This window comes from Streptomyces sp. S465, from assembly GCF_026898115.1.
Classification (GTDB): Bacteria; Actinomycetota; Actinomycetes; order Streptomycetales; family Streptomycetaceae; genus Streptomyces; species Streptomyces luomodiensis.
In genome coordinates, this window is record NZ_CP114036.1 from 7227704 (window position 1) to 7249547 (window position 21844).

Consider the following 21844-nt stretch of genomic DNA (forward strand, 5'->3'; position numbering starts at 1 on the left):
GGGTGAGTGAGACGAAGACACTTCAGTACCGGACCGACGGCCCCGAAGACGGGCCCGTGCTCGTCCTCGGACCGTCGCTGGGCACCACCTGGCACATGTGGGACCGCCAGATACCCGAGCTGTCCCGCCACTGGCGCGTCCTCCGCTTCGACCTCCCCGGCCACGGCGGCGCGCCCGCCCACCCGGCCCACTCCGTGGCCGACCTCGCCGCCCGGCTGCTGGCCACCCTCGACGAGATCGGCATCGAGCGCTTCGGCTACGCGGGCTGCTCGATCGGCGGGGCCATCGGCGCCGAACTCGCCCTCCGGCAACCCCAGAGAGTGGGCTCACTCGCCCTGGTCTCCGCCTCCCCGCGCTTCGGCACCGCCGACTCCTTCCGGCAGCGCGGCGTCGTGGTCCGCACCAACGGCCTGGACCCGATCGCCCGCGCCACCCCCGAGCGCTGGTTCACCCCCGCCTTCGCCGCCGCCCAGCCCGCCATCGTCGACTGGGCCGTCCAGATGGTCCGCACCACCGACCCCGGCTGCTACATCGCCGCCTGCGAGGCCCTCGCAGCCTTCGACATCCGCGCCGAGCTCAGCCGGATCGGCATCCCCACCCTCGTGGTGGCCGGCGCCGAGGACCAGGTCACCCCCGCCGCCGACGCCCGCGTCCTGGTCGCCGGCATCGCCGACGCCCGGCTCGCGCTCGTCCCCGGCGCCTCCCACCTCACCCCCGTCGAACAGCCGGCGGCCGTCACCGATCTGCTGGTGCGCCACTTCTCCGGCTCCTGGCAGTCCTCGGACCACCCGACCGGGATGACCGCGATCCCCACGCCCCCGCCCAAGCCCCTCCTGTCGCCCGTACAGCAGCCCGTCGCCGAGATCGCCGAGCCCACCGAGAACCTGCCCGAGCCGCTGCTGGACGCCCGCGCCGATGCGTACGACCAGGGCATCAAGGTGCGCCGCGAGGTGCTCGGCGACGCCCATGTGGACCACGCGCAGTCCCTGGCGGATGAGTTCACCGGCGACTTCGACGACTTCATCACCCGCTACGCCTGGGGCGAGGTGTGGACCCGGCCCGGTATCGACCGGCGCACCCGCAGCGTCGTCACCCTCACCGCCCTCGCCGCCCGCGGCCACCTCGACGACCTCGCCGCCCACACCCGGGCCGCGCTGCGCAACGGACTGACCCCCACCGAGATCAAGGAGGTGCTGCTGCACACCGGCGTCTACTGCGGGGTGCCGGCCGCGAACTCCGCCTTCGCCGTGGCCCAGCGCGTCATCCGCGAGGAGACCAGCCCGGAGGGGTAGCACGGCCACCGGGGGACCGCGGTAGCACAATGATCTCCATGAAGCTCACCAAGAAGGGCCATGCCTGCGTCCGGCTCGAGAAGGACGGGCAGACGCTCGTCATCGATCCCGGAGCGTTCAGCGAAGAGGACGCGGCGGTCGGCGCCGACGCGATCCTGGTCACCCACGAGCACTTCGACCACTTCAACGAGGAGCGGCTGCGCACGGCGCTGGACGCCAACCCCGCCGCCCACATCTGGACGCTCTCCAGCGTCGCCGGCCAGGTCTCGGCGGCGTTCCCCGGGCGGGTGCACACCGTGGGGGAGGGCGACACCTTCACCGCGGCGGGATTCGACATCGAGGTGCACGGCCAGCTGCACGCGGTCATCCACCCCGACATCCCGCGGATCACCAATGTGGGCTATCTGGTGGACGGCACCCTCTTCCACCCCGGCGACGCGCTCACCGTGCCCGCCGGGCGCCGGGTGGACACGCTGATGCTGCCGGTGCACGCCCCCTGGAACAAGGTCGCCGAGGTCATCGACTACGTCCGCGCGGTGGCCCCGCGCCGGGCCGTCGACATCCACGACGCCCTGCTGTCCGAGGTGGCGCCCATGGTCTACGGCCGGATGCTCGGCCCCGACGGCCCCGGTACGGGCGGCGCCGAGCACCTGCGGCTGACACCGGGCGAGTCCCTCACCGTCTGACGCCTTCCGCGGGCCGGCAGCCGGTGCGGGCCGGACCGGCTGTCACACCCGGGATGTAGGTTGTCCCCTATGCGCATCGCGACCTGGAACGTCAATTCGATCACCGCCCGGCTGCCCCGGCTGCTCGCCTGGCTGGAGAGCAGCGGCACGGACGTCCTGTGCGTCCAGGAGACCAAGTGCGCCGAGTCCGCCTTCCCCTACGAGCCGCTGCGCGAGCTCGGCTACGAGGCCGCGGTCAACGCCACCGGGCGGTGGAACGGCGTGGCGCTGCTCTCCAAGGCCGGTCTCACCGACGTCACCGTGGGCCTCCCCGGCGGCCCGGACTACGACGGCGGCCAGGAGCCGCGGGCGATAGGCGCCACCTGCGGCCCGGTCCGCCTCTGGTCGGTGTACGTGCCCAACGGCCGGGAGATCGGCCACCCCCACTACGACTACAAGCTGCGCTGGCTTCAGGCGCTGCGCACGGCCGTCGCCGACGACGCGGCCGGTGAGCGTCCCTTCGCGGTCCTCGGCGACTTCAATGTGGCGCCGACCGACGAGGACGTCTGGGACCGCGCCCGGTTCGAGGGGCTGACCCATGTGACGGACCTGGAGCGGGACGCCCTGGCGGCGCTGCGGGAGGCGGGTCTTTCGGACGTGGTGCCGCGGCCGCTTAAGTACGACCGCCCGTTCACCTACTGGGACTACCGGGAGCTGTGCTTCCCCAAGAACCGCGGGATGCGCATCGACCTGGTCTACGGCAACGCGCCGTTCGCCAAGGCGGTGGACGACGCGTACGTGGACCGCGAGGAGCGCAAGGGCAAGGGCGCGTCCGACCACGCCCCGGTCGTCGTCGACCTGGAGGTGTGACACCCGGGGCGGGACGTCCTCACGCAGGGGGAGCCCCCTGGGCTCCCCTACCCCACCAGCTTCCGCAGGTCGATCGACTCCGCCAGCGCCGCCAACCCCGCGTCCCCCGGATGCAGATGGTCCCCGCTGTCGTAGGCGGGCAGGATCCGCGCCGGGTGGCCGGGGTCCCGGACCACCGCGTCGAAGTCCAGCACGGCATCGAACACCCCGCCGCTGTCCCGGATGAAGGCGTTGACGGCCGAGCGCCGCGCGTCCGCGTCCGCCGTGCACAGCGACTCGCCCTCGCACGGGGCGATCGTCGCCCCGACCACCCGCAGCCCGCGCTCACGCGCCCGCGCCGCGACGGACCGCAGCCCCGCGATCAGCTCCTCGGCCGAACTGCCCCACCGCAGATCGTTGATGCCCTGGAAGACGACAACCGTACGGACCCCGGTCTGGGCGAGCACATCCCGCTCCAGCCGGTGCTGTGCGCTCACCCCGCCGGTGTCCGTACTGACGCCCTCGCCCGGATAGCGGTCGGCGACCACCCGGTTGGCCGAGATGCCCGCGTTGAGCACGCCGTACGCCGGGACCTCCAACTGACCGCGCAGCCGGCGGGAGAGCACATCGGGCCAGCGGTGGTTGGCGTCACGGGTCGACTTGGTGCCGTCGGTGATCGAGTCACCCAGCGTCACCACCGAACCGGGCCCGCCCCGCACATCGACCCCGGTCAGGAACGGCCAGGTGGTGAGGGTGCCGGTATAGGACTCGGCGCCCTGCTCACCGGTCCGGTCACCGCTGCCCGCCACGCTCAGATACGACCGCTGGGTGGCCTGGCTGTGCACCGGCACCGCCTCGACCGGCCCCGGCAGATGCATGCTCACCAGCAGATTGGCGTCCGCCGGGACCGGGAAGTCCACCGGATCGCTGAACACCTGGGCGCCCGCCGGGATCGAGGTCGCCGGCCGCCCGCCGAAGGTCAGCGGCACCGGTGTGCCGCGCGCCGCCGCGCCGCTCGCCTGGAGCGCGACCGTCGCCCCGCCGATCTCCACGGGCGCCGCGGCGAAGGTGTTCTCCAGCCGGACCCGGACGCCCGGCCCGCCCGCGCTGGTGTGCACCACCAGCCGCAGCGTCTGATCCGTCCACGGCCCGACCTTGGTGTACCCGGCGGTGCTCGCCGCCCAGCTGCCGGTCCAGCCGTACCCGGGCTGCCGCAGCGCGAGGGCGAAGACATGGAGATCGGCCGCCGGTCCCGGGTCCTTCGGCAGCACCACCGACGCGATCTGCCGGCCGCGTCGCACCGGCACCGTCACCGCGTACAGCCGGGCCGTCTCCTGCCGCTGCCCGGCCGCGGTGTTGAGGTGGGGGAGGCCGACGGCCTTGGTGGCGGCGGGGCCCGTCCGCCAGTCGGGCGCGCTCAGCGTGTAGGGAGCACTCGACCCGTCCCGGTAGCGCACCGCTCCGACGCCGCTCGCCCCGGCGCCGGGGCCCTGTGGTGAACTGCTCGCCACCAGGAAGGTCAGCGCCTCGCCACGGCCGCGCAGCCGCACCGCCTGCCCGTCGGCGATCACGTTGTCGGGCCCTGCCCCCGCGCTCCTCGGCCAGGTCAGCCGCGCCGCGTCCAGGCCGATGCGCCGCCCCGGAGTCCAGCCGGCGGTCCGGAGATCGGTGGCGGAGAGCGAGGTGCCCGCACCGTCGAAGTCGGCGTCACCCGGCCGGGCGTCCTCGCTGACCGCCCGGTTGTCGAAAAGCCGCTCCAAAGGGAGCGGCTTGTGGGTCTGCGGGGCGGCCGGCGCGGGGGCCGCGGGGGCGAGGAGGACGAGGCCGACACCTCCCGCGACGATCCCGGCCGCTGTCCACGGTCTCGCGACGCGCATAGGTGTCCCCTCTCGCAACCAACCGGAGCGCTGATTCGACAGGCGCGGAGAGAACGTACGGAGGCGGGTGGGTGTCGTCAAGACAAGCATCGGGCCACGGCTCATGCCGCGCGCCCTGTGGTGCGCCGGTGCGCCGGGTGCCACGCTGAGTGGTATGAACATCCCCTTCTTGGACAACTGGCGCAAGCGACGCGGCCCCGCCTCGGGTACGGCCCTGATGAGCGCCCAGGAGGAGGATCCCCAGGGCATCGCCCAACTGCTCTCCGAATGCGAGCTGCTGCGGGCGCGGGCCGCGGCCGCGGGCATCGGGCTCGATGACTCGACGGCCTCCCTGGAGGCCCTGGACCAGATGGTGCCGCGCTGGCGCGACGACCCGGACGAGATCCCCTGGCTGGGCAACGACGCCGGTCTCTACCTCGGCACGGTCATCGTCCGCACCGTCCCCGGCGCGGTCTGGCAGGTGTGGCCCAACGGCCGGCCCGTCGTCAGACTCGCCTCCGGCCGGGAGATCGACGTGGTGGCGGCCGGTCAGCAGTGGGCCGCCGACGGCGCCCCCGAACTCTCCCGGCGCTACGCCGAGGTGGCCGAGGGCTGATCCGGGCCCGCGCGGGGCCGGGGCCGGGCGCCGCCGAACGCGCGGCCCCGGCCCTGCCCGGCGGCGCTCAGGCTCAGTCCTGCCCGGCCCCGGCGGCCGCGGGGGCGCCCGCCCGCTCCATGGCCTGCCCCATGACATCGGTGATCACGCCGTATACCGCGACCCAGGCGGCCTCGGTCTCCGGCGTCCACGCCGGACCCGCGAAGTGCTTCAGGGAGGCGAGCAGGCTGGCGCCGACGGCCGGCAGATGCGCGGGGGCGGCGCCGTAGCCGACGTGCCGGGTGCCCAGGCCGTCCAGCATCCGGGTCACGGCCTCGGTGTCCTCCACCTTGCTCACCAGGGCTCGGAGGGCCTGCCACAGCCGGTCCCGCTGTTCCCCCATGTGCTCGGCGAACAGCGGGCGCACCGCGGGGTTGTGCTCGAAGAGGTGGTCGTAGAAGTACTCCGTCACCTGTGTTCCGTACGGCTCCACCGCGGCGAAACTGCTCTTCACGAGTTCGGTTTGTGAAGTCATGGGGGAAACGCTAGGAAGGTTCTGTTTCGGGTGGTGCCCTCCTCGGTGACTCCTCGGCAAGTTTTCACTCACGGCAACTCGACGGCCGCCGTGAGGAGTTGTCGGGTTGCCGTCGGATGGTGTGAAGCTCCTGTGCGGATCGCGGTCCGCGCGCCCGTACCGCCCTCGCGGGGGTGTTATCCATCCGCCCGTGCGTGTCTTGGGTGAAGTGTCGCTTTCGTCCGGATAGCTTGCGCTGACCGGGACACAGCTGACCAGAGACAGCTGACCGGGACACAGCGGAAAGTGGGTGGGGCCGGGTATGGCCGTCGGTGAGCCGTTGATCGAGCTGCGCGACGTCAACAAGCACTTCGGCGCTCTGCACGTGCTGCGGGACATCGACCTCACCGTCGGACGCGGCGAAGTGGTCGTGATCATCGGCCCCTCGGGCGGCGGGAAGTCCACCCTGATCCGGACCATCAACCGGCTGGAGACCGTCCAGACCGGCTCCATCGTCGTCGACGGCCGGCCGCTGCCCGAGGAGGGCAAGGAGCTGGCGCGGCTGCGGGCCGAGGTCGGCATGGTCTTCCAGTCGTTCAACCTCTTCGCCCACCGGACCGTCCTGGCCAATGTGATGCTCGCGCAGGTCAAGGTGCGCCGGCGCGGGAAGCAGGACGCCGAGCGGCGCGCCCGCGAACTGCTGACCCGCGTCGGGCTCGGCGACCAGGCCGAGAAGTTCCCCGCCCAGCTCTCCGGAGGCCAGCAGCAGCGGGTGGCCATCGCCCGTGCGCTGGCGATGGACCCGCAGGTGATGCTCTTCGACGAGCCGACCTCGGCGCTGGACCCGGAGATGATCAACGAGGTGCTGGAGGTGATGCGTCAGCTCGCCCGGGACGGCATGACGATGGTCGTCGTCACCCATGAGATGGGTTTCGCCCGCTCCGCCGCGAACCGGGTGGTCTTCATGGCCGACGGCCGGATCGTCGAGGACCGTGCGCCGGAGGAGTTCTTCAGGGCCCCGGAGAGCGAGCGGGCCCGGGACTTCCTGTCCAAGATCCTCAAGCACTGAGCCGGGTGATGACGGATATGAGGCGTCCGCGCCACGTGACCGTGGCCCTCACCATGGTGCTGCTCCTGCTGCTCCTGCTGCTCACGGCCGGCTGCGGCAAGGAGGGCAGCCCGCCCGCCAAGGGACCCCGGGCGGAGAAGCTGCCCACCTACACGGTGGCGACCGGCTTCCGGCTGCCGTCCTCGCCCACCTGGCGCAGAGCCGAGCGCCGTGGCCACCTCACCGTGGGGGTCAAGGAGGACCAGCCCTATCTGGGCGAGCGGGACCCGGCCACCGGCCGCTACTCGGGGTTCGACATCGAGATCGCCCGCATGATGTCCGCCTCCCTCGGCTTCGACCCGAAGACCATCCGGTTCCAGACCATCGCCTCGGCCAACCGCGAGACCGCGCTCCAAAGCGGCCAGATCGACTACTACGTCGGCACCTACACCATCAATCCGCTGCGCAAACGGCTGGTCGGCTTCGCCGGGCCGTACTTCATGGCCGGCCAGTCGCTGCTGGTGCGCACCGACGAGAACGACATCCACGGACCCGGCGACCTCGCGGGCAGGACCGTCTGCTCGGTGGCCGGCTCGACCCCGCTCCAGCGCATCGAGGCCGACTACCCCAAGGCCCACGCGGTCGCGTACGACACGTACTCGGTGTGCGTGGACAATCTGCTCAGCTTCCAGGTGGACGCGGTGACCACCGACAACACCATCCTGCTCGGCTACGCGGCCAAGGCCCCCGAGGAGCTGAAGGTGGTGGGCCGGCCCTTCTCCAAGGAGCCGTACGGCATCGGCGTGCCCAAGCAGGACAACGCGCTGCGCTTCGCGCTGGACGACGCCATCCAGGCGCACCAGCGCAACGGCGACTGGAAGAAGGCGTACGAGGCGACCCTCGGCCTGTCCGGTGTGCCCGCCCCCAAGCCGCCCCCCATCGACCGCTACCGCACCGGCTGAAGGCCATCCCATGGACGTGCTCACCCAGAACTTCTCGCTCTACGGCAAGGGCTTCCTCGGCACCGTGCTGCTGACCGTCTACGCCTCGCTGCTCGCCCTCGCGCTCGGCATCCTGATGGCCGCCTTCCGGGTGGCTCCGGTCGCCTCGCTGCGGGCGTTCGGCACCGTCTGGGTGACGGTGCTCCGCAACACCCCGCTGACGCTGCTGTTCTTCGCGGTGATGCTGGGACTGCCGCGGTTCGGCCTGGTACTGCCGTTCACCGTCTTCGCGGTGCTCGCGCTCGGCTGCTACACCTCGGCGTTCATCTGCGAGGCGGTGCGCGCGGGCATCAACACGGTGCCGGTGGGGCAGGGCGAGGCGGCCCGCAGCCTGGGCATGACCTTCGACCAGACGCTGGGCGCGGTGGTGCTGCCGCAGGCGTTCCGCTCGGTCATCCCGCCGATCGGATCGACCCTGATCGCGCTCGCCAAGAACTCGGCCATCGCCGGTTCGTTCAGCGTCACCGAACTGCTCGGCACCTACAAACCCCTCAATGAGATGGGCTACAGCATCATCTGGTCCTTCGTCTGGATCGCCGTCGGGTATCTGATCATCACCCTGGCCATCAGCGCGATCTTCTCCCTCCTGGAGCGGCGCTGGGGGGTGCCGCGATGACCGCCACCTCGACCACCGCCCTCTACGACGTCCCCGGGCCCCGTACCCGCCGCCGTCACCGGGTCTACGGGCTGGCCGCGGCGGTGGTGCTGCTGGCCCTGCTCGGCTGGATCGTCCATCTCCTGATCGACACCGGCCAGTTCGCCTACCGCAAGTGGATGCCGTTCGCGTACAAGGGCATCCAGGAGTTGCTGCTGAACGGGCTGGCGGGCACCCTCAAGGCGTTCGGGCTGGCCGCGGCCCTCTCCCTCGTCCTCGGCGGGCTGCTCGCGGCCGGACGGCTCTCCGACCACCGTCCGGTGCGCTGGGTGGCCACGCTGGTGGTGGAGTTCTTCCGGGCGATGCCCGTCCTGGTGATGATCTTCTTCGTCTTTGTGGCGCTGCGGGTGCAGCCGCTGCCCGCCCTGGTCACCGGGCTGACGCTGTACAACGGCTCGGTGCTGGCCGAGGTGTTCCGGGCCGGGGTGAACTCGGTGCCCAGGGGCCAGCGCGAGGCGGCGTACTCGCTCGGTCTGCGCAAGACCCAGGTCATGGCGTCGGTCCTGGTGCCGCAGGGCGTGCGGGCGATGCTGCCGGCCATCATCAGCCAGCTGGTGGTGGCCCTGAAGGACACCTCGCTCGGCTTCCTCATCACCTACGAGGAGTTCCTGCACGCCGGAAAGCTGATCGCGTCCAATCTCGACTACGACCTGCCGTTCATCCCGGTGGTCATGGTGATCTCGCCGATCTACATCGGGATGTGCATGCTGCTGTCCTGGTTCGCCAACTGGGTGGCCAGGCAGGAGCGGCGCAGTGTGAAGACCCGCCAGCTCGAGGTCGCCCCCGCGCAACCGGCCGCCCCGATGCCGGGGGACACCCGCGGCTGAGCCGGGGCGGCCGGGCGTCCCTCAGCCGCGGACCGGGACCGTGAGGTACGACGGGTCGGCGTCCGGGGAGGAGAACGTGAGGTGGGCGCCGTCCGGGTTGTGCTCGATGTAGAGCGGGTCGACGGTGTCGACGACCAGCGCCAGACGGTGGCCGGCCGGCACGTCGTACGCCGTGGAGAACAGCTCCAGATCCACTCCGAAGGGCGTGCCCGGGGTGCGGTCGTGGAAGGTGAACGGGGCGTGGGTGACGAGCTTGCCGACGCCCAGCGGGCCCACGTCGTAGAGGTACGCGACCGCCGTGCCGTCGGAGCGGTCGCTGGTCACGGTGGTGTGCAGCGTCACCGTGCCGCGCACGCGCTGTTCGCTCGTGTACGGTCCGGTCTGCCACACGGCCGCGTAGGACCGGGGCAGCAGCGGGATCGAGGCGAGCGGCGGGATCTTCAGGAACTGGTCGAGGGCGCCGCTGAGCAGCACCGTTCCGGCGTTGGCGCCGGAGTCGTGGTTGGCGGTGATCTTCTCGGTGGTCTCCAGCGGGACGCGGCGCCGCTCCGAGGGCACGGCCGACCAGCTGGGGTAGCCCTCGTAGGCGTCGCCGTCGGCCGTACGGGACATCAGCTGCACCGGCGCTTGGCGGTCGATGCCGTTGCGCTCGCCCTTGAGGTAGCGGTCGAGCCATTGCCGGGTGTGGTCCCAGGTGGTGTTGGGCAGTCCGAGCAGCCCCGTGAGCTCGCCGGTGGCGTGGTCGCCGGGCCGCAGCTCCAGCCGTTTGGGCCCGGTCAGCTTCTCGAAGAAGTCGGCGTAGCTGTTGGGCGGGAAGATCGAGTCGCCCCAGGAGTTGCCCAGCATGATGGCCGCGCCGCCTGCGTTGATCCGGTCGAGGTAGGTGGCGGGGGAGCGCTTCTTGCCCCACTCGATCAGATCCTGTTCCTTGTCGAGGCGGGAGCCGAGGAAGTCCGCGAGGATCTGCCGGAGTTCCTCGCTGGGCCGGCCGGTCAGCTCCCCGGCCCCGCCGAGCAGCCCGGCGGCCTGGACGTGCTGGGTGCGGCCGCTGTAGATCGAACCGACCAGGTCCGCCCAGCCGCTCATGGCCACCACGGCCTTGATCCGCTGATCGGCACCGGCCGCCAGCAGGCTGATCCCGGCGCCGTAGGAGACTCCGGCCATGCCGATGTGGTCGGGGTCGGCGGGGGTGTTGGCGAGCGCCCAGTCGATGACCTTGGAGGCGTCGGCGATATCGGGCGGCCCGGCCGTCTCGATCTTCCCGCCGGACTGCCAGAAGCCGCGCGAGTTGTAGGTGAGCACCACATAGCCGGCTTCGGCGAGCTTCTTGGCCTGGGCGAGGTATTCGACTTGGGGCAGGGACCAGCTGGTGGGCAGCACGACGAGGGGAAGCCGGCGGGAGCTGTCGGCGTCCGCGGGGGCGACGACGTTGGCGGCCAGGTTCACGCCGCCGTCGCCGGGGATGTCGACGAACCGTATGGAGGTGGCCGAGGCGGTGGCCGTGGCGGCGGTGGCGGCGGCCGGGGCCGGTGCCACCGCCTGGGCGGCGGGTGCGAGGCCGAATGCCGCACCGGCCAGGACGGTCACCGAGACGGCGGCGGCCGTCGTGGGGCGCGGGACTTTGCGGGCAGGGGTCACTGTGGCTCCTGGTGGGATGCCGTGGGGGCAGGGGAGCACCGGTGCTTGTGACCCGACGGTAACCCGCGTGTTTACCGACGGTAATAGCACGGTAAGTTACGCCTGGGTAACGATAAGCCCCGGGGTCGCCCGCTCAGCCTTGCCTGCGCCACGGCACTGGGGGCTCGACCTGGCCGTGGCGCTGCACCCGGCCGTGGGGCTGGCTGGACCCGGCCGTGGGGCTGAGCCCCGCCAGGGCACTGGACCTGGCCGTGGGGCTCGACCTGGCGGTGGGGCTGGACCCGGTCCGGGGGCTGGACCCGGCCGTGGGACTGGACCCCGCCACGCGGCTCGACCCGGCCACGGGCTGAGCCTCGCCGTGGGGCTGGACCCGGCCCTGGGGCTGGGAGCCCCGCCGTGGGGCTGGACGCTCAGCCCTGCCCGCTCGTGCGGCGCTTGCCGCTCGCACGGCTCTTGCGGCGGATCTTGATCTCCCGCAGGTCCGTCACCCCGATCCGCAGAATCCGGTGGGGGTAGCCGTGCGCCGCCAGCGCCGCGATGGCCCGTTCGGTCGCCTCGGGCTCGCCGTCGTCCGGCCCCGCGGGCACCTGGCAGCGGAAGGTGAACGCCGAAAGGCTCCGGTCGCAGGTGAAGGTGCCCGCCTCGGTGAAGGTCACCGGGAACGCGTCGACCGCGGTACGCAGTGCCTCCCGGTCGTCCTGGGCCAACTCCTCGAAGGTGCCGCGGATGGTCACTCGGAACACGGTCGCTCCTCCCGTACGGCGTAACCGAGCATCGGCGCGCCGAGCATCTCCTCGATGGCGTCGAGCAGTTCCGTGACGGCCTTGGCGATGGCGTCCGGGCGTTCGCCCGCCGCGACGCGCCGGCCGATCTCGCCGAAGATCAGCGAGTGATAGCCGCTGATCTGGGCGGCCACCACGCGCGGCAGCGGATCCTCCGGCGCCGCGCCGGTCTCCTCGGCGAGCAGGGCGGCCAGTTCGTCGTTCATCCGGTGGCCGAGGTCCTCCAGCCGGGCGACCAGCGTGGGCGCGGCCCGCATCATGGCGAAGAACGGGCCGAACCCGTCGGTCAGCCCCACCGCGCGGTCGCGGCGGTCCACCTCCTCGCGCAGCCGGTCCAGCACCGCCTGGGCGGCGGACCGGCCGGGCGGGCGCTCGCGCACGATGTCGGCGAGCCGCCGCGGGGACGCCTGGTCGGGCGGCAGGACCAGATCCTCCTTGGCCGGGAAGTAGTTGTAGACGGTGTTGACGGACACCTCCGCGGCCTCGGCGACCTCGGCGACCGTGACCCGGTCGAAGCCCCGCTCCAGGAACAGGCCGGTGGCCACGTCCGCGATCCGCCGGCGCGTACGGCGCTTGTGCCGTTCCCGCAGTCCTTCGCTCATGGCGGCCAGTGTAGCCCGCTACAAACTTGAAACCCAGTACAAACTTTAAGTCGATTGCAAGATTGCCGTGCGCTGTGCTCTGATCGAGGGCATGTCCTCATCCGTCATCCGCGTTCGCGGCCTCACCCGGACCTTCTCGCTGGGCAGCGGCCCCGTGCACGCCGTCCGTGGGATCGATCTGACCGTCGGCCGCGGCGAGATCCTCGGCTTCCTGGGCCCCAACGGAGCCGGTAAGACCACGACCCTGCGCATGCTCACCACCCTGCTGCCGCCCAGCGGGGGCGAGGCCGAGATCGCGGGCCACGACCTGCTCCGCGATCCGGCGGGCGTCCGCCGGCGGATCGGCTATGTGGCCCAGTCGGGCGGGCTGGACCCGTCCTGCTCCGTACGCGAGGAGCTGGTCACCCAGGGCCGGCTGCATCTGATGTCCAGGGGCGCGGCGGCCGGGCGCGCCGAGGAACTCGCCGGTGAGCTCGGGCTGTCGGCGTTCATGGACCGCCCGACCGCCGCCCTGTCCGGCGGTCAGCGCCGCCGGGTGGAGATCGCGCTGGGCCTGGTCAACCGGCCCGAGGTGCTCTTCCTCGACGAGCCCACCACCGGTCTCGACCCCGGGAGCCGGGCCGAGCTGTGGGACCTGGTGCGGCGGATCCGCGACGGGAGCGGCACCACGGTCTTCCTCACCACCCACTACCTGGACGAGGCCGACGCGCTCGCCGACCGGATCGTGGTGGTGGACGCCGGGCGGGTAGTCGCCGAGGGCACCTCCGCCGAGCTCAAGAGCCGCTATGCGGGCGATCCGGCCGCCGGCCTCCAGGACGCCTTCCTCGCCATCACCGGCCGGGCCACGGCCGAAGAACCCCTCGCCATCTGAACACTCGAGGCCCTCTTATGACTCTCCTCGCCCACACGGGCATCATCTTCGGCCGCTGTCTGCGCTCCACGCTCCGCTCGAAGACCAGTCTTCTCTTCGGGATGCTTCAGCCGCTGCTCTTCCTCGCCCTCTTCGGCCCGCTGCTGACCGGGCTCGACCTGGGCACCGGCGGATCGTCCTGGCAGACGCTGGTCCCCGGTGTGCTCGTCCAGCTCGGTCTGCTCGGCGGGTCATACGTCGGACTGGGGCTGCTGATGGACCGTCACAGCGGTGTTCTGGACCGGATGCGGGTCACCCCGGTCAGCCCGCTGGCGCTGCTGCTCGGCCGCACCCTGCGCGATGTGGTCCAGCTGGTGGCCCAGTCGGTGCTGCTGGTGCTGCTCGGCCTGGCGTTCGGGCTGCGCGCCCCGCTCCTGGGCGTGGTGATCGGGCTGCTGTTCGTGGCCGTGCTCGCGGCGGCCCTGTCCGCGCTCTCCTACGGACTGGCCATGAACGTCCGCACGCCCCCGGAGTTCGCCGCCATCGCCAACACGGCGGTCATGCCGCTGATGCTGCTCTCCGGTCTGCTGCTGCCCATGGCCCTGGCCCCCGGCTGGCTGGCGGGCGCCTCGCGCGCCGTGCCGTTCCGCTACACGGTCGACGCGGTGCGCCAGGCGTTCCTGGGGCACTACGCGAACGCCACGGTCGTCGCGGGGGCGGCCGTCACCCTGGCCCTGGCGGCGCTGTGTCTGCTCGGTGGGGCCCGGCTGTTCCGCCGCCCCTGACCCGGCCGTCCACCTCCCGGCGCAGTCGTCCTTCCGGCGCTGTCGTCCCTGCGGCTGGTCGTCCTTCGCGGCCGGCTCAGTCGTCCTTCGCGGCCGCCCGTGCGGCGGCGCGGGGGCCGGCCGGGGAGGTCGCGGACTTGGTCACATCCGCGACCAGCTCCACCACATCCGGCCCGTACGCCTGGGAGTTGACCACCTTCAGCAGCAGGCAGAAGGAGCCCTGGGCGCCGTACTTCCGGGCCAGCCGGGCGCGGTTGCGGACGAGATGGCGGACGGCGGCGCGATGGGTGACCGGCCGCTGACCGGCCGCCAGGAAGACGGGCCGGCTGTCGTCGCCCGCCGTCAGCCGGGCCAGCAGCACATGCTCGACCGCGCCCGGCTCCGGGCGGTAGTGCGTACCGGCGATGGTGAACGTTCCCCGGTCGGCACCGGACTCGTCGCCCGGGTGCACGGTCACGCCCGGCAGCAGATTGGTCAGATGGGCGGCGAGCCTGCGGTGTGCGGTCGGATCGCCGACGCAGAACTCGGTGCGCGACCCGACGCCCTGGAGCCCGGTGTCGTGCGGGGCGACCTCGGCGTGCGCCCCGCAGCTCTCCACGACGGACGCGAGCCCCAGCAGGGCCAGCGCGTCATGGCGGGGGATGCTCCAGTGCGCCGAGCCGCTGTCCCGGTGGGTGACCAGGACACACTCCGAACCGTCCGGCAGACCGAAGAAGCGCTGCTCGCGGGCGCGCTTGCGGCGCCCGAACGCCGTGTGCACGGCCCAGCCGGCGACCAGGCCCACGATCAGGGCCGCCCCGGAGGCGATCAGGTCCTGCGCGGTGTCTGTCATGGCCGCGCATAGTAGCGGTCGATCGGGTACCCGTTCGAGTGTGACGCGTGTACGAACACATGGGCGGACACATGAACGGAAAATCGGGCGGAACGGTGAATCAGCCCTGTCGTGAGCATGAGGCTCGCCGGTAGGCTCCGGCCCCTGTCGTCCACTTGGAGGTCACGGATGGGGCACGGCGCACGACCAGCCACATCGTCCATCACGTCCATCACGTCCACCACCGCCGCGGCCGTCCGGCGCAGGCTGCCCGCGCTGGCCGCGGCGGCCGGAATGGTCGCGGTGCTGGGCGTCGCCCCGGCCGGGGCCGCCGCACCGGACGGCGCCGCGCGGGCGGCGGGCGGCGCGCCCGCCAAGACGCCCGTGGCCGTCGGCTACGGCGGCGCGGTCTCCAGCGTGGACGCCGACGCCTCGGCGGCCGGGATCGACGTGCTGCGGCACGGGGGCAACGCGGTGGACGCGGCGGTGGCAACCGCCGCCGCGCTCGGGGTCACCGAACCGTACTCGGCCGGGGTCGGCGGCGGCGGTTACTTCGTCTACTACGACGCCAAGCGGCACAAGGTCACCACGCTCGACGGCCGCGAGACCGCACCCCGCAGCGCGGATGAGAACCTCTTCCTCGACCGACACGGCAAACCGCTGCCGTTCGCCGACGCGGTCACCAGCGGGCTGAGCGTCGGCACCCCCGGCACCCCCGCCACCTGGAACGACGCCCTGGAGGCCTGGGGCAGCCGCTCGCTGGGGCAGGTGCTCAGGCCGGCCGAGCGGCTGGCCCGCGACGGGTTCACGGTCGACGCCACGTTCCGTCAGCAGACCGCCGACAACGAGGACCGCTTCAAGGACTTCCCGGCCACCGCCGAGCTCTTCCTGCCCGGCGGCAAGCTCCCGGAGGTCGGTTCGACCTTCCGCAACCCCGATCTCGCCCGTACCTACGCGCTGCTGGCCAAGAAGGGCGTCGGCGCCGTCTACAAGGGCGAGCTGGGCCGGGACATCGTCGAGACCGTACGCAAGCCGCCCGTCGACCCGAAGGCGGAGCGCGTGGTGCGCGCCGGTGATCTGACGACCGAGGACCTGCGGGCCTACGAAACGAAGCGGCAGGCCCCGACCCGGACCTCCTACCGCGGCCTGGACGTGTACGGCATGGCGCCCTCGTCCTCCGGTGGGACGAGCGTCGCCGAGGCGCTCAACATCCTGGAGAAGACCGACCTCTCCAAGCTCAGCGAGCCCGAATATCTGCACCGCTACATCGAGGCCAGCCGGATCGCCTTCGCCGACCGGGGGCGCTGGGTCGGCGACCCCGCCGCCGAGGACGTCCCCACCAAGGGGCTCACCTCGCAGCGGTTCGCCGACTCCCGCGCCTGCCTGATCGAGGACGACGCGGTGCTCAAGAGCCCCGTGCCGCCCGGTGACCCGAACAACCCGGCCGCGCCCGGCACCTGCGACACCCGCGGCCACGCCGCCCCGACCACGTACGAGGGCGAGAACACCACGCATCTCACGGTCGCCGACAAGTGGGGCAACGTGGTGGCCTACACCCTCACCATCGAGCAGACCGGCGGCAGCGGGATCACCGTCCCCGGCCGTGGCTTCCTGCTCAACAACGAGCTGACCGACTTCTCCTTCGCGCCCGCCGACCCCGCCGTCCACGACCCGAACCTGCCGGGCCCGGGGAAGCGGCCGCGCTCGTCCATGTCGCCGACCATCGTGCTGGACGGCCACCAGCCGGTACTGGCGCTGGGCTCGCCGGGCGGGGCGACCATCATCACCACCGTGCTGCAAACCCTGCTGAACCATCTCGACCGGGGCATGCCGCTGGTCGACGCGATCGCCGCACCGCGCGCCAGCCAGCGCAACGCCGCCCAGACCGAGCTGGAACCGGGGCTGTGGAACGGCCCGGTCCGCGCCAAGCTGGAGGCGCTCGGCCACTCCTTCAAGCAGAACCCCGAGATCGGGGCCGCCACCGGGGTGCAGCGGCTGTCCGGCGGACGGTGGCTGGCGGCGGCCGAGACGGAACGGCGGGGCGGCGGCTCGGCGATGGTGGTCAGCCCGACGCGCTGACCCGCGTCAGGCCGAGGCGTTGACCCGCGTCAGGCCGAGGCGTTGACCCGCGTCAGGCCGAGGCGTTGAACGGGCCCGCCCGACGCGCTGAACCGGGTCAACCCATCGGGTTGACCCGGTTCGTCGTGGCTCGGCAGCCGGGCCCCGGTTCAGCCCAGCAGACCGATGATCGCGTCGGTCGAGTCGGTCTCCCCCAGCCGGGGGAAGATCCTCTCGACGCTGTTGCGGTGCGCCTCGGCGTCCATGTCGGTCATGGCGTCGGTCGCGAGGGTCACGTGATAGCCGTGCGCGTACGCGGCACGGGCCGTGGACTCCACACCGATGCTGGTGGCGATGCCGCCGAGCACCACCTGGGTCACCTGGCGGCGGCGCAACTGGAGGTCGAGGTCGGTCGCGTGGAAGGCGCCCCAGGTGTGCTTGGTGACCACGATGTCGCCGTCCTCGCGGCCGAGTTCCGGCGCGAGGTCGGCGAAGTCGGCCGGGCGCGCGCCGCCGGAGCCGCCCCGTTGTGCCTCGGTGCGCCCCGGAGCCCCGGCCACGACCCGGACCAGGACGACCGGCAGTCCGCGCTCGCGGAAGGCGGCGGCCAGCCGGGCGCCGCGCTCGACGATCTCGGTGGCGGGGTGGACGGTGGGCAGTGCGGTGATGCCCTTCTGGAGGTCGACGAGGACCAGGGCGGTGTTCGGGTCGAGCGTGGTGGCGGACATGGTGCCTCCTGGGACGGACGGGTCTTACCGGTGTCGCCTGGGCGACGGCGGGAGTGGTTTCAGGTGCGGGCGCGGGCACGGGCGCGGGCGCGGGCGCGCAAGGCCCGGTCGGTGGCGGTCAGCAGCAGCACCGCCAGGCTGAGCACACCCGCCACCATGGCGATGCCGTGCAGCCCGGCGGCGGTCGCCCGCTGCCCGTAGAAGAGCCCGATCAGCCCGGCGGCGGTGATCGCGCCGAGGTACTGCGAGGTGCGCTGCAACCCGGCCGCCGCGCCGACGCTCTTCGGCGGGGCCTGGGTGTAGACGGCGGCCTGGTTGCCGGTCGAGGACAGTCCCTGCGGCAGCCCGAAGAGGACCGCGGCCAGCAGCAGCGCGACGAGCGGAGTGGACTCGTCGGCGAGCAGCAGCACCCCGCTCCCCGCGGCGAGCAGGACGGCCGCCAGGACGAGCGGTGCGTAGATGCCCCTCGTACGGGCGCCGAGCAGGGAGCACACGGCGGCCGCTCCCGACATGGGCAGCATGATCAGGCCGGCGTGGGAGGCGGAGTAGCCGTGCCCCTCCTCCAGCCACTGCGCGTATCCGTACATGACCATGTAGATGACCAGGTACGCCGTGCCGTGGCGGAGGTAGGTGAGGGCCAGGGGGCGGTTGCCGCCGATCATCCGCAGATCGATGAAGGGGCGGGGACGGCGCAGCTGCCACCAGGTCAGGGCCGCCGCGAGGATCAGGACGACGGGCGGCAGTGCCCAGTTGGGCCGCTCCAGATCCAGCAGGAAGATCGCCAGGACGGTGAGCGTGGCGGTGAACAGCGTGATGCCGAGCGAGTCGAACGCCCCGCGCCCCGTCCGCTGCTTGGAGCCCTCGCCGTCCCCGGCCGACATACGGATCCTGGGGAGCCAGAGCAGCGCGAGGACGACGCCGATGAGGGACAGCGGCACATTGACCGCGAAGATCGCCCGCCATCCGGCCGTCGCGGTGAGCACCCCGCCCAGCACCGGACCGACCGCCGCGCTGCCGAGCGAGGCGAGTGAGAGCCGGCCGAGCACGGGACGCGGGGTCTCCCGCCCGGTCGCGACGGACTGGGCGCGCAGCAGCGCCATCGCCGACGGATAGGCCGCGGACGTACCGATGCCGAGCAGCACGCGCGAGACGATCAGCCAGCCGAACGCGGGCGCGAGCGCGCCCACCAGCCCGGCGACGCACACCAGCAGCAGCCCGCAGAGGAAGACGCGGCGCGGACCGAGCAGATCGGCGAGCCGTCCCATGGCCGGCTGCGCCACGGCGCTGGCGAGGTAGAGGGAGGCGACCAGCCAGGCGGTCTGGGCGGCGCCGACGCCGAAGTCATGGCCGATGGCCACCAGACCGGTGGCGATCATCGTGGAGTTGACGGGGTTGAGGACCGAGCCGATGAGCAGCGGGGCCATCAGCCGGGGGCCGAAGGGGGAGGACTCGGCGGGAGCGGGAGGGGAGGGCTCGGTGGAGGCGGAAGTCGCGGTGTCGGTCATTCCTGGACCAGCCGCTTCAGCAGGTCGGTGGCCTCGGCGAGGGTGCGGCGCTCCGCCGCGTCGAGACGGGTGTCGATCGCGTCGAGCAGCCAGCTCTGCTTGGCCTGCCGCACGGAGGTGATCGCCTGCCGCCCCGCCTCGGTGATCGAGAAGATCACCTGTCGTCCGTCGGTGGGATGCGGGGCCCGCTCCACCAGCGCCTGCTCCTCCAGCGCGGCCAGGATCGTGCGCATCGACTGCGGCCGGACCAGCTCGGCGCGGGCCAGCGCGGCGGTGGTGTTCGGCCCAACGGTGTAGAGCCGGCTGAGGACCGCCCGCTGGGAGGGGGTGAGCGCCCCCTGCGAGGAGGCCGCCCGCATGCGCCGCATCAGCTGGCTGACGACCACGGCGAGGTCGCCGGCGATGCGCTCCTCCGCCCTGGGGGCGGCGGCCGCGGGGTCCGGACGGTCGTGCACTGTCATGAGGCCACCGTAGAAGGTCGGCAGGCAAACTTGCAAGTTTGGACTTGCAAGTTTGCCTGTTGTATGCGGAGGAGGAAAAGCGCCCGTAGCACATCGGTAACCGGCTTCGTAACACGCAGGGTGTCGAATGCGTGACCTTGGGCGGTGCATCGCCCGAGGGGGAGGTGTGGCGGGTGGTCATGACGGGCGGCCAACTCCCGGCCGAGGTCGCGGAGTTCGCGCGTTATCTGCGGGCGCTGACGGGACGGCTGGACGCCGGGACGGGCTGGTACGGGGTTTTCGCCCTGCGCGACCCCCAGGGGCTGAAGGCCTGTCTCGACGGTCTCGAAGTGCCGCCGTGGGACCTGGTCCAGGCCCTGTTACAGGACCTCTCCGCCCAGCACGGCCCCGGGGCCGCCCAGGAGGCGGCGGCCCGCGCGGCGACCCTCTACCGCGCCTCGGTCACGGCCCACGACGCCGGACCGGGCAGCCGCGAGGCGCTCCAGGACCGCCTGCACGGCATGCTCCGCGAACAGCGGAACGCCGCCCGGCGCGAACGCGACCTCCAGGCGGCGCTGTCCGCCGCCCAGGACGCGGCGGACCGGGAACGCCTCGGCACGGAGCTCGCCTGGGCCCACGACGACTGGCGGCGCGCCACCGCCCGCACCGAGGAACTCCACGCCCGCCTCACCGCCCTCCCCACCCCGCCCCACCCCTCCCGGCCCGCACCGGGTGCCACCGCGTCCCCCGGGGCGTACGGCGCGTACGACGCGGATGGCGCCGGGCACGCCGGACGCCCGCGCGGAACGCGGCCCGCCGCGCCCGGTGAGGCGGGGGCCACCGGTTGGGGCGACGCGCTCACGGAACAGGGTGGTGTGTCCGCTGTGCCGGGCGGTGTGTCGTCCGTGCCGGGTGGTGTGTCCGCCGAGCGGGGCGGTTTGTCCGCCGTGCCGGGCGGTGGGGACGGTGACCGGTTCGGGATGCCCGGCGCGGGGGCGGGTGTGGGTGGCGCTGGCCGGGATGGGCGGGTGCGCGGGGCGAGGTTCGCGGTGCCCTTCGAGGCGTTCGACGCGGAGGCGGGCGGTCTGGGCGTGGTGCCCGGTGAGCCTGGCGCGGTGACACGGTCCGGGGCCGGCGGTGAACCGTTCGGGGTGCCCGGCGAGGCGGCGGCCGTCGGGGGTGGCGAGCCTGGGGGCTACCCAGGTGCGTATCCCGCTCCTGCCGTACGGGACCCGGATCCAGCGCCCGCTCCCGCGAGGCCGCGGCCTCGCGGGGCGCGGTTCGCCGGAGTGGAAGAGCTGGTCACCGCGCCGCGGCCGCGTGGGGCGCGGTTCGCCGGGGCTGGGGGCGGGGACTCCGGGGTCGAGCCCCCGCCGCCGCTCCCGGTGACCCCGCGTGGTGCCCGGTTCGCCGGGGCATACGGCGACGAGGACAGCGGCAAGCACCGTAAGCGGGACCAGGCGGCGGACGCCCAGGAGGCCGTCCGCGACGCGGCGGAGCATGCCGCGGCGCGCGCCGCCGCCCAGGAGGCCGTCGCGCGGCTCGGCCGGCTCCGGGCGGAGGGACGTTCCGGCGAGGCGCACGTCGCGCTGTACGAGGCCGCCGCGTGGCCCGCCCCGCGGCTGCCGGTGCTCGCGGAGGAGTTGGAGCGCGCCGGGCTCTGGGCCGATGTGTCCACGCTGCTGTGGGAGATCGCGTGTCTGCCGCCCGAACGGCTCGCGGCCGCCGCCGAGGCGCTGGTCGCGGCGGACCGCGAGGCCGACGGTGAACGGCTGCTGCGGCAGAGCGTCTCGCGCCCCGCCCCCGAGGTGGCCCACACCGCCCAGGCGCTCCTCGCGGTGGGCGCCCGCCACGAGGCGGCGATTCTGCTCGGGGCGCTCGTACGGTCCCGTACCCCGGAGGACGTGGCGCGGGCGGCGGCGGAGGACCCCGCCACGCTGGTGCCCCTGCTCCTCGACGCGGCCGCCGACGTGTCCTCCAGCAGTCACCACGACCTCGCCCACGCCCTGCGCGCGGCGGGCCTGCCGGGCGCCCCCGGCATCGCCTGACGCGGGGGCGGGGGCTGGGCGGCGTGGTCGGGTGCGGGTTTCGTCTCGCGCCTTCGGCGCACTTGAGCAGCGGCGGCGGGGGTGGGGGGGCGCGGCGCCGCAGCCGGGCGCCGGGTCCGTTGGGGTGGGTGCCGGTGGCGGCTTCCGTGCTCGGGGGCCGGGGCCCCGCCGGACTGCGGGCAGGCCGCCCCCCCCGGGTACCTCCCTAAGAAACGCTTGATCTGACGCAACTAATTAGTCAATCAGTTTCCAGAGGGGTGCCCTAACCTCCCCGCTGTCCGGCGTCGGCCTCGGC

At 72.9% G+C, this 21844-nt stretch carries 22 protein-coding genes; 13 read left to right on the forward strand and 9 right to left on the reverse strand.

The genetic code is table 11. The features are described from left to right. Positions 1-2: 2 nt before the first annotated feature. The 3 genes from pcaDC to N6H00_RS30600 all read left to right on the forward strand — a co-directional run bounded on the left by pcaDC (position 3) and on the right by N6H00_RS30600 (position 2827). Positions 3-1292 (forward strand): bifunctional 3-oxoadipate enol-lactonase/4-carboxymuconolactone decarboxylase PcaDC, encoded by a 1290-nt coding sequence (gene pcaDC / locus N6H00_RS30590; protein WP_268975060.1) that lies wholly within the window; start codon positions 3-5, stop codon positions 1290-1292. Positions 1293-1330: 38 nt separating this feature from the next. Further along, the gene (locus N6H00_RS30595; protein WP_268975061.1) at positions 1331-1978 is read left to right on the forward strand and encodes an MBL fold metallo-hydrolase; all 648 of its coding nucleotides are present in this window, start codon (positions 1331-1333) and stop codon (positions 1976-1978) included. Between the two features lie 69 nt (positions 1979-2047). Further along, the gene (locus N6H00_RS30600; RefSeq protein ID WP_268975062.1) at positions 2048-2827 is read left to right on the forward strand and encodes an exodeoxyribonuclease III; all 780 of its coding nucleotides are present in this window, start codon (positions 2048-2050) and stop codon (positions 2825-2827) included. A 47-nt stretch (positions 2828-2874) separates the two neighbouring features. Here N6H00_RS30600 and N6H00_RS30605 read toward each other — a convergent pair whose 3' ends face one another. Further along, the gene (locus N6H00_RS30605) at positions 2875-4683 is read right to left on the reverse strand and encodes an SGNH/GDSL hydrolase family protein (RefSeq protein ID WP_268975063.1); all 1809 of its coding nucleotides are present in this window, start codon (positions 4681-4683) and stop codon (positions 2875-2877) included. A 154-nt stretch (positions 4684-4837) separates the two neighbouring features. On the opposite strand from N6H00_RS30605, the gene N6H00_RS30610 reads away from it, so the two are divergent. Further along, entirely contained in the window at positions 4838-5278 is a 441-nt protein-coding gene (locus N6H00_RS30610; RefSeq protein ID WP_268975064.1) for a DUF6278 family protein, read from the forward strand. Positions 5279-5351: 73 nt separating this feature from the next. Here N6H00_RS30610 and N6H00_RS30615 read toward each other — a convergent pair whose 3' ends face one another. After that, positions 5352-5792, reverse strand: a complete 441-nt coding sequence (locus N6H00_RS30615; RefSeq protein ID WP_268975065.1) for a globin domain-containing protein — start codon at positions 5790-5792, stop codon at positions 5352-5354. Between the two features lie 301 nt (positions 5793-6093). Between N6H00_RS30615 and N6H00_RS30620 the strand changes: the two genes are divergently transcribed. The 4 genes from N6H00_RS30620 to N6H00_RS30635 are packed head-to-tail and all read left to right on the forward strand — an operon-like array spanning position 6094 to position 9302. Beyond that, positions 6094-6840, forward strand: coding sequence for an amino acid ABC transporter ATP-binding protein (locus N6H00_RS30620; protein WP_329618579.1), 747 nt, complete (start codon positions 6094-6096; stop codon positions 6838-6840). A gap of 17 nt (positions 6841-6857) precedes the next feature. After that, positions 6858-7781 carry a glutamate ABC transporter substrate-binding protein gene (locus tag N6H00_RS30625; protein ID WP_268977171.1) on the forward strand — a complete coding sequence of 308 codons (924 nt, stop codon included), beginning with the start codon at positions 6858-6860 and terminating at the stop codon, positions 7779-7781. A 10-nt stretch (positions 7782-7791) separates the two neighbouring features. Continuing rightward, positions 7792-8436: an amino acid ABC transporter permease gene (locus N6H00_RS30630; protein ID WP_268975066.1), complete on the forward strand. Its 645-nt coding sequence runs from the start codon at positions 7792-7794 to the stop codon at positions 8434-8436. Then, positions 8433-9302 (forward strand): amino acid ABC transporter permease, encoded by an 870-nt coding sequence (locus N6H00_RS30635; RefSeq protein ID WP_268975067.1) that lies wholly within the window; start codon positions 8433-8435, stop codon positions 9300-9302. Before N6H00_RS30630 ends, N6H00_RS30635 begins: the two co-directional genes overlap by 4 nt. Positions 9303-9323: 21 nt before the next feature. On the opposite strand, the gene N6H00_RS30640 is transcribed toward N6H00_RS30635, so the two are convergent. Then, a complete protein-coding gene (locus N6H00_RS30640) occupies positions 9324-10940 on the reverse strand; it encodes an alpha/beta fold hydrolase (RefSeq protein ID WP_268975068.1) in 1617 nt (538 codons plus the stop codon). A gap of 215 nt (positions 10941-11155) precedes the next feature. Here N6H00_RS30640 and N6H00_RS30645 point away from each other — a divergent pair, with 215 nt between their 5' ends. Further along, positions 11156-11290: a hypothetical protein gene (locus tag N6H00_RS30645; protein WP_268975069.1), complete on the forward strand. Its 135-nt coding sequence runs from the start codon at positions 11156-11158 to the stop codon at positions 11288-11290. A 60-nt stretch (positions 11291-11350) separates the two neighbouring features. Here the strand turns inward: N6H00_RS30645 and N6H00_RS30650 are convergent, their stop codons facing one another. Together N6H00_RS30650 and N6H00_RS30655 are read right to left on the reverse strand one after the other, a co-directional pair. Beyond that, positions 11351-11683, reverse strand: a complete 333-nt coding sequence (locus tag N6H00_RS30650; protein ID WP_268975070.1) for a DUF6204 family protein — start codon at positions 11681-11683, stop codon at positions 11351-11353. Continuing rightward, positions 11671-12324 carry a TetR/AcrR family transcriptional regulator gene (locus N6H00_RS30655; protein ID WP_268975071.1) on the reverse strand — a complete coding sequence of 218 codons (654 nt, stop codon included), beginning with the start codon at positions 12322-12324 and terminating at the stop codon, positions 11671-11673. Before N6H00_RS30655 ends, N6H00_RS30650 begins: the two co-directional genes overlap by 13 nt. A gap of 91 nt (positions 12325-12415) precedes the next feature. On the opposite strand from N6H00_RS30655, the gene N6H00_RS30660 reads away from it, so the two are divergent. Both N6H00_RS30660 and N6H00_RS30665 read left to right on the forward strand, forming a co-directional pair. Continuing rightward, a complete protein-coding gene (locus N6H00_RS30660; RefSeq protein WP_268975072.1) occupies positions 12416-13195 on the forward strand; it encodes an ABC transporter ATP-binding protein in 780 nt (259 codons plus the stop codon). Between the two features lie 17 nt (positions 13196-13212). Beyond that, positions 13213-13959, forward strand: coding sequence for an ABC transporter permease (locus tag N6H00_RS30665; RefSeq protein ID WP_268975073.1), 747 nt, complete (start codon positions 13213-13215; stop codon positions 13957-13959). 76 nt (positions 13960-14035) lie between these two features. Here the strand turns inward: N6H00_RS30665 and N6H00_RS30670 are convergent, their stop codons facing one another. Beyond that, positions 14036-14791, reverse strand: coding sequence for a hypothetical protein (locus N6H00_RS30670; protein ID WP_268975074.1), 756 nt, complete (start codon positions 14789-14791; stop codon positions 14036-14038). A 273-nt stretch (positions 14792-15064) separates the two neighbouring features. On the opposite strand from N6H00_RS30670, the gene ggt reads away from it, so the two are divergent. Further along, positions 15065-16849, forward strand: a complete 1785-nt coding sequence (gene ggt, locus N6H00_RS30675) for a gamma-glutamyltransferase (RefSeq protein ID WP_268977172.1) — start codon at positions 15065-15067, stop codon at positions 16847-16849. Between the two features lie 149 nt (positions 16850-16998). Here the strand turns inward: ggt and N6H00_RS30680 are convergent, their stop codons facing one another. Genes N6H00_RS30680 through N6H00_RS30690 form a run of 3 tightly spaced genes read right to left on the reverse strand, consistent with a single transcriptional unit; the run spans position 16999 to position 19522 of the window. Then, positions 16999-17556 (reverse strand): isochorismatase family protein, encoded by a 558-nt coding sequence (locus N6H00_RS30680; RefSeq protein ID WP_268975075.1) that lies wholly within the window; start codon positions 17554-17556, stop codon positions 16999-17001. A 59-nt stretch (positions 17557-17615) separates the two neighbouring features. Then, the gene (locus N6H00_RS30685; protein ID WP_268975076.1) at positions 17616-19061 is read right to left on the reverse strand and encodes an MFS transporter; all 1446 of its coding nucleotides are present in this window, start codon (positions 19059-19061) and stop codon (positions 17616-17618) included. Continuing rightward, entirely contained in the window at positions 19058-19522 is a 465-nt protein-coding gene (locus N6H00_RS30690; protein ID WP_268975077.1) for a MarR family winged helix-turn-helix transcriptional regulator, read from the reverse strand. Before N6H00_RS30690 ends, N6H00_RS30685 begins: the two co-directional genes overlap by 4 nt. A gap of 131 nt (positions 19523-19653) precedes the next feature. Between N6H00_RS30690 and N6H00_RS30695 the strand changes: the two genes are divergently transcribed. Continuing rightward, on the forward strand, positions 19654-21549 hold the full coding sequence (locus N6H00_RS30695; RefSeq protein ID WP_268975078.1) for a hypothetical protein: 1896 nt from the start codon (positions 19654-19656) through the stop codon (positions 21547-21549). Positions 21550-21844 lie beyond the last annotated feature (295 nt).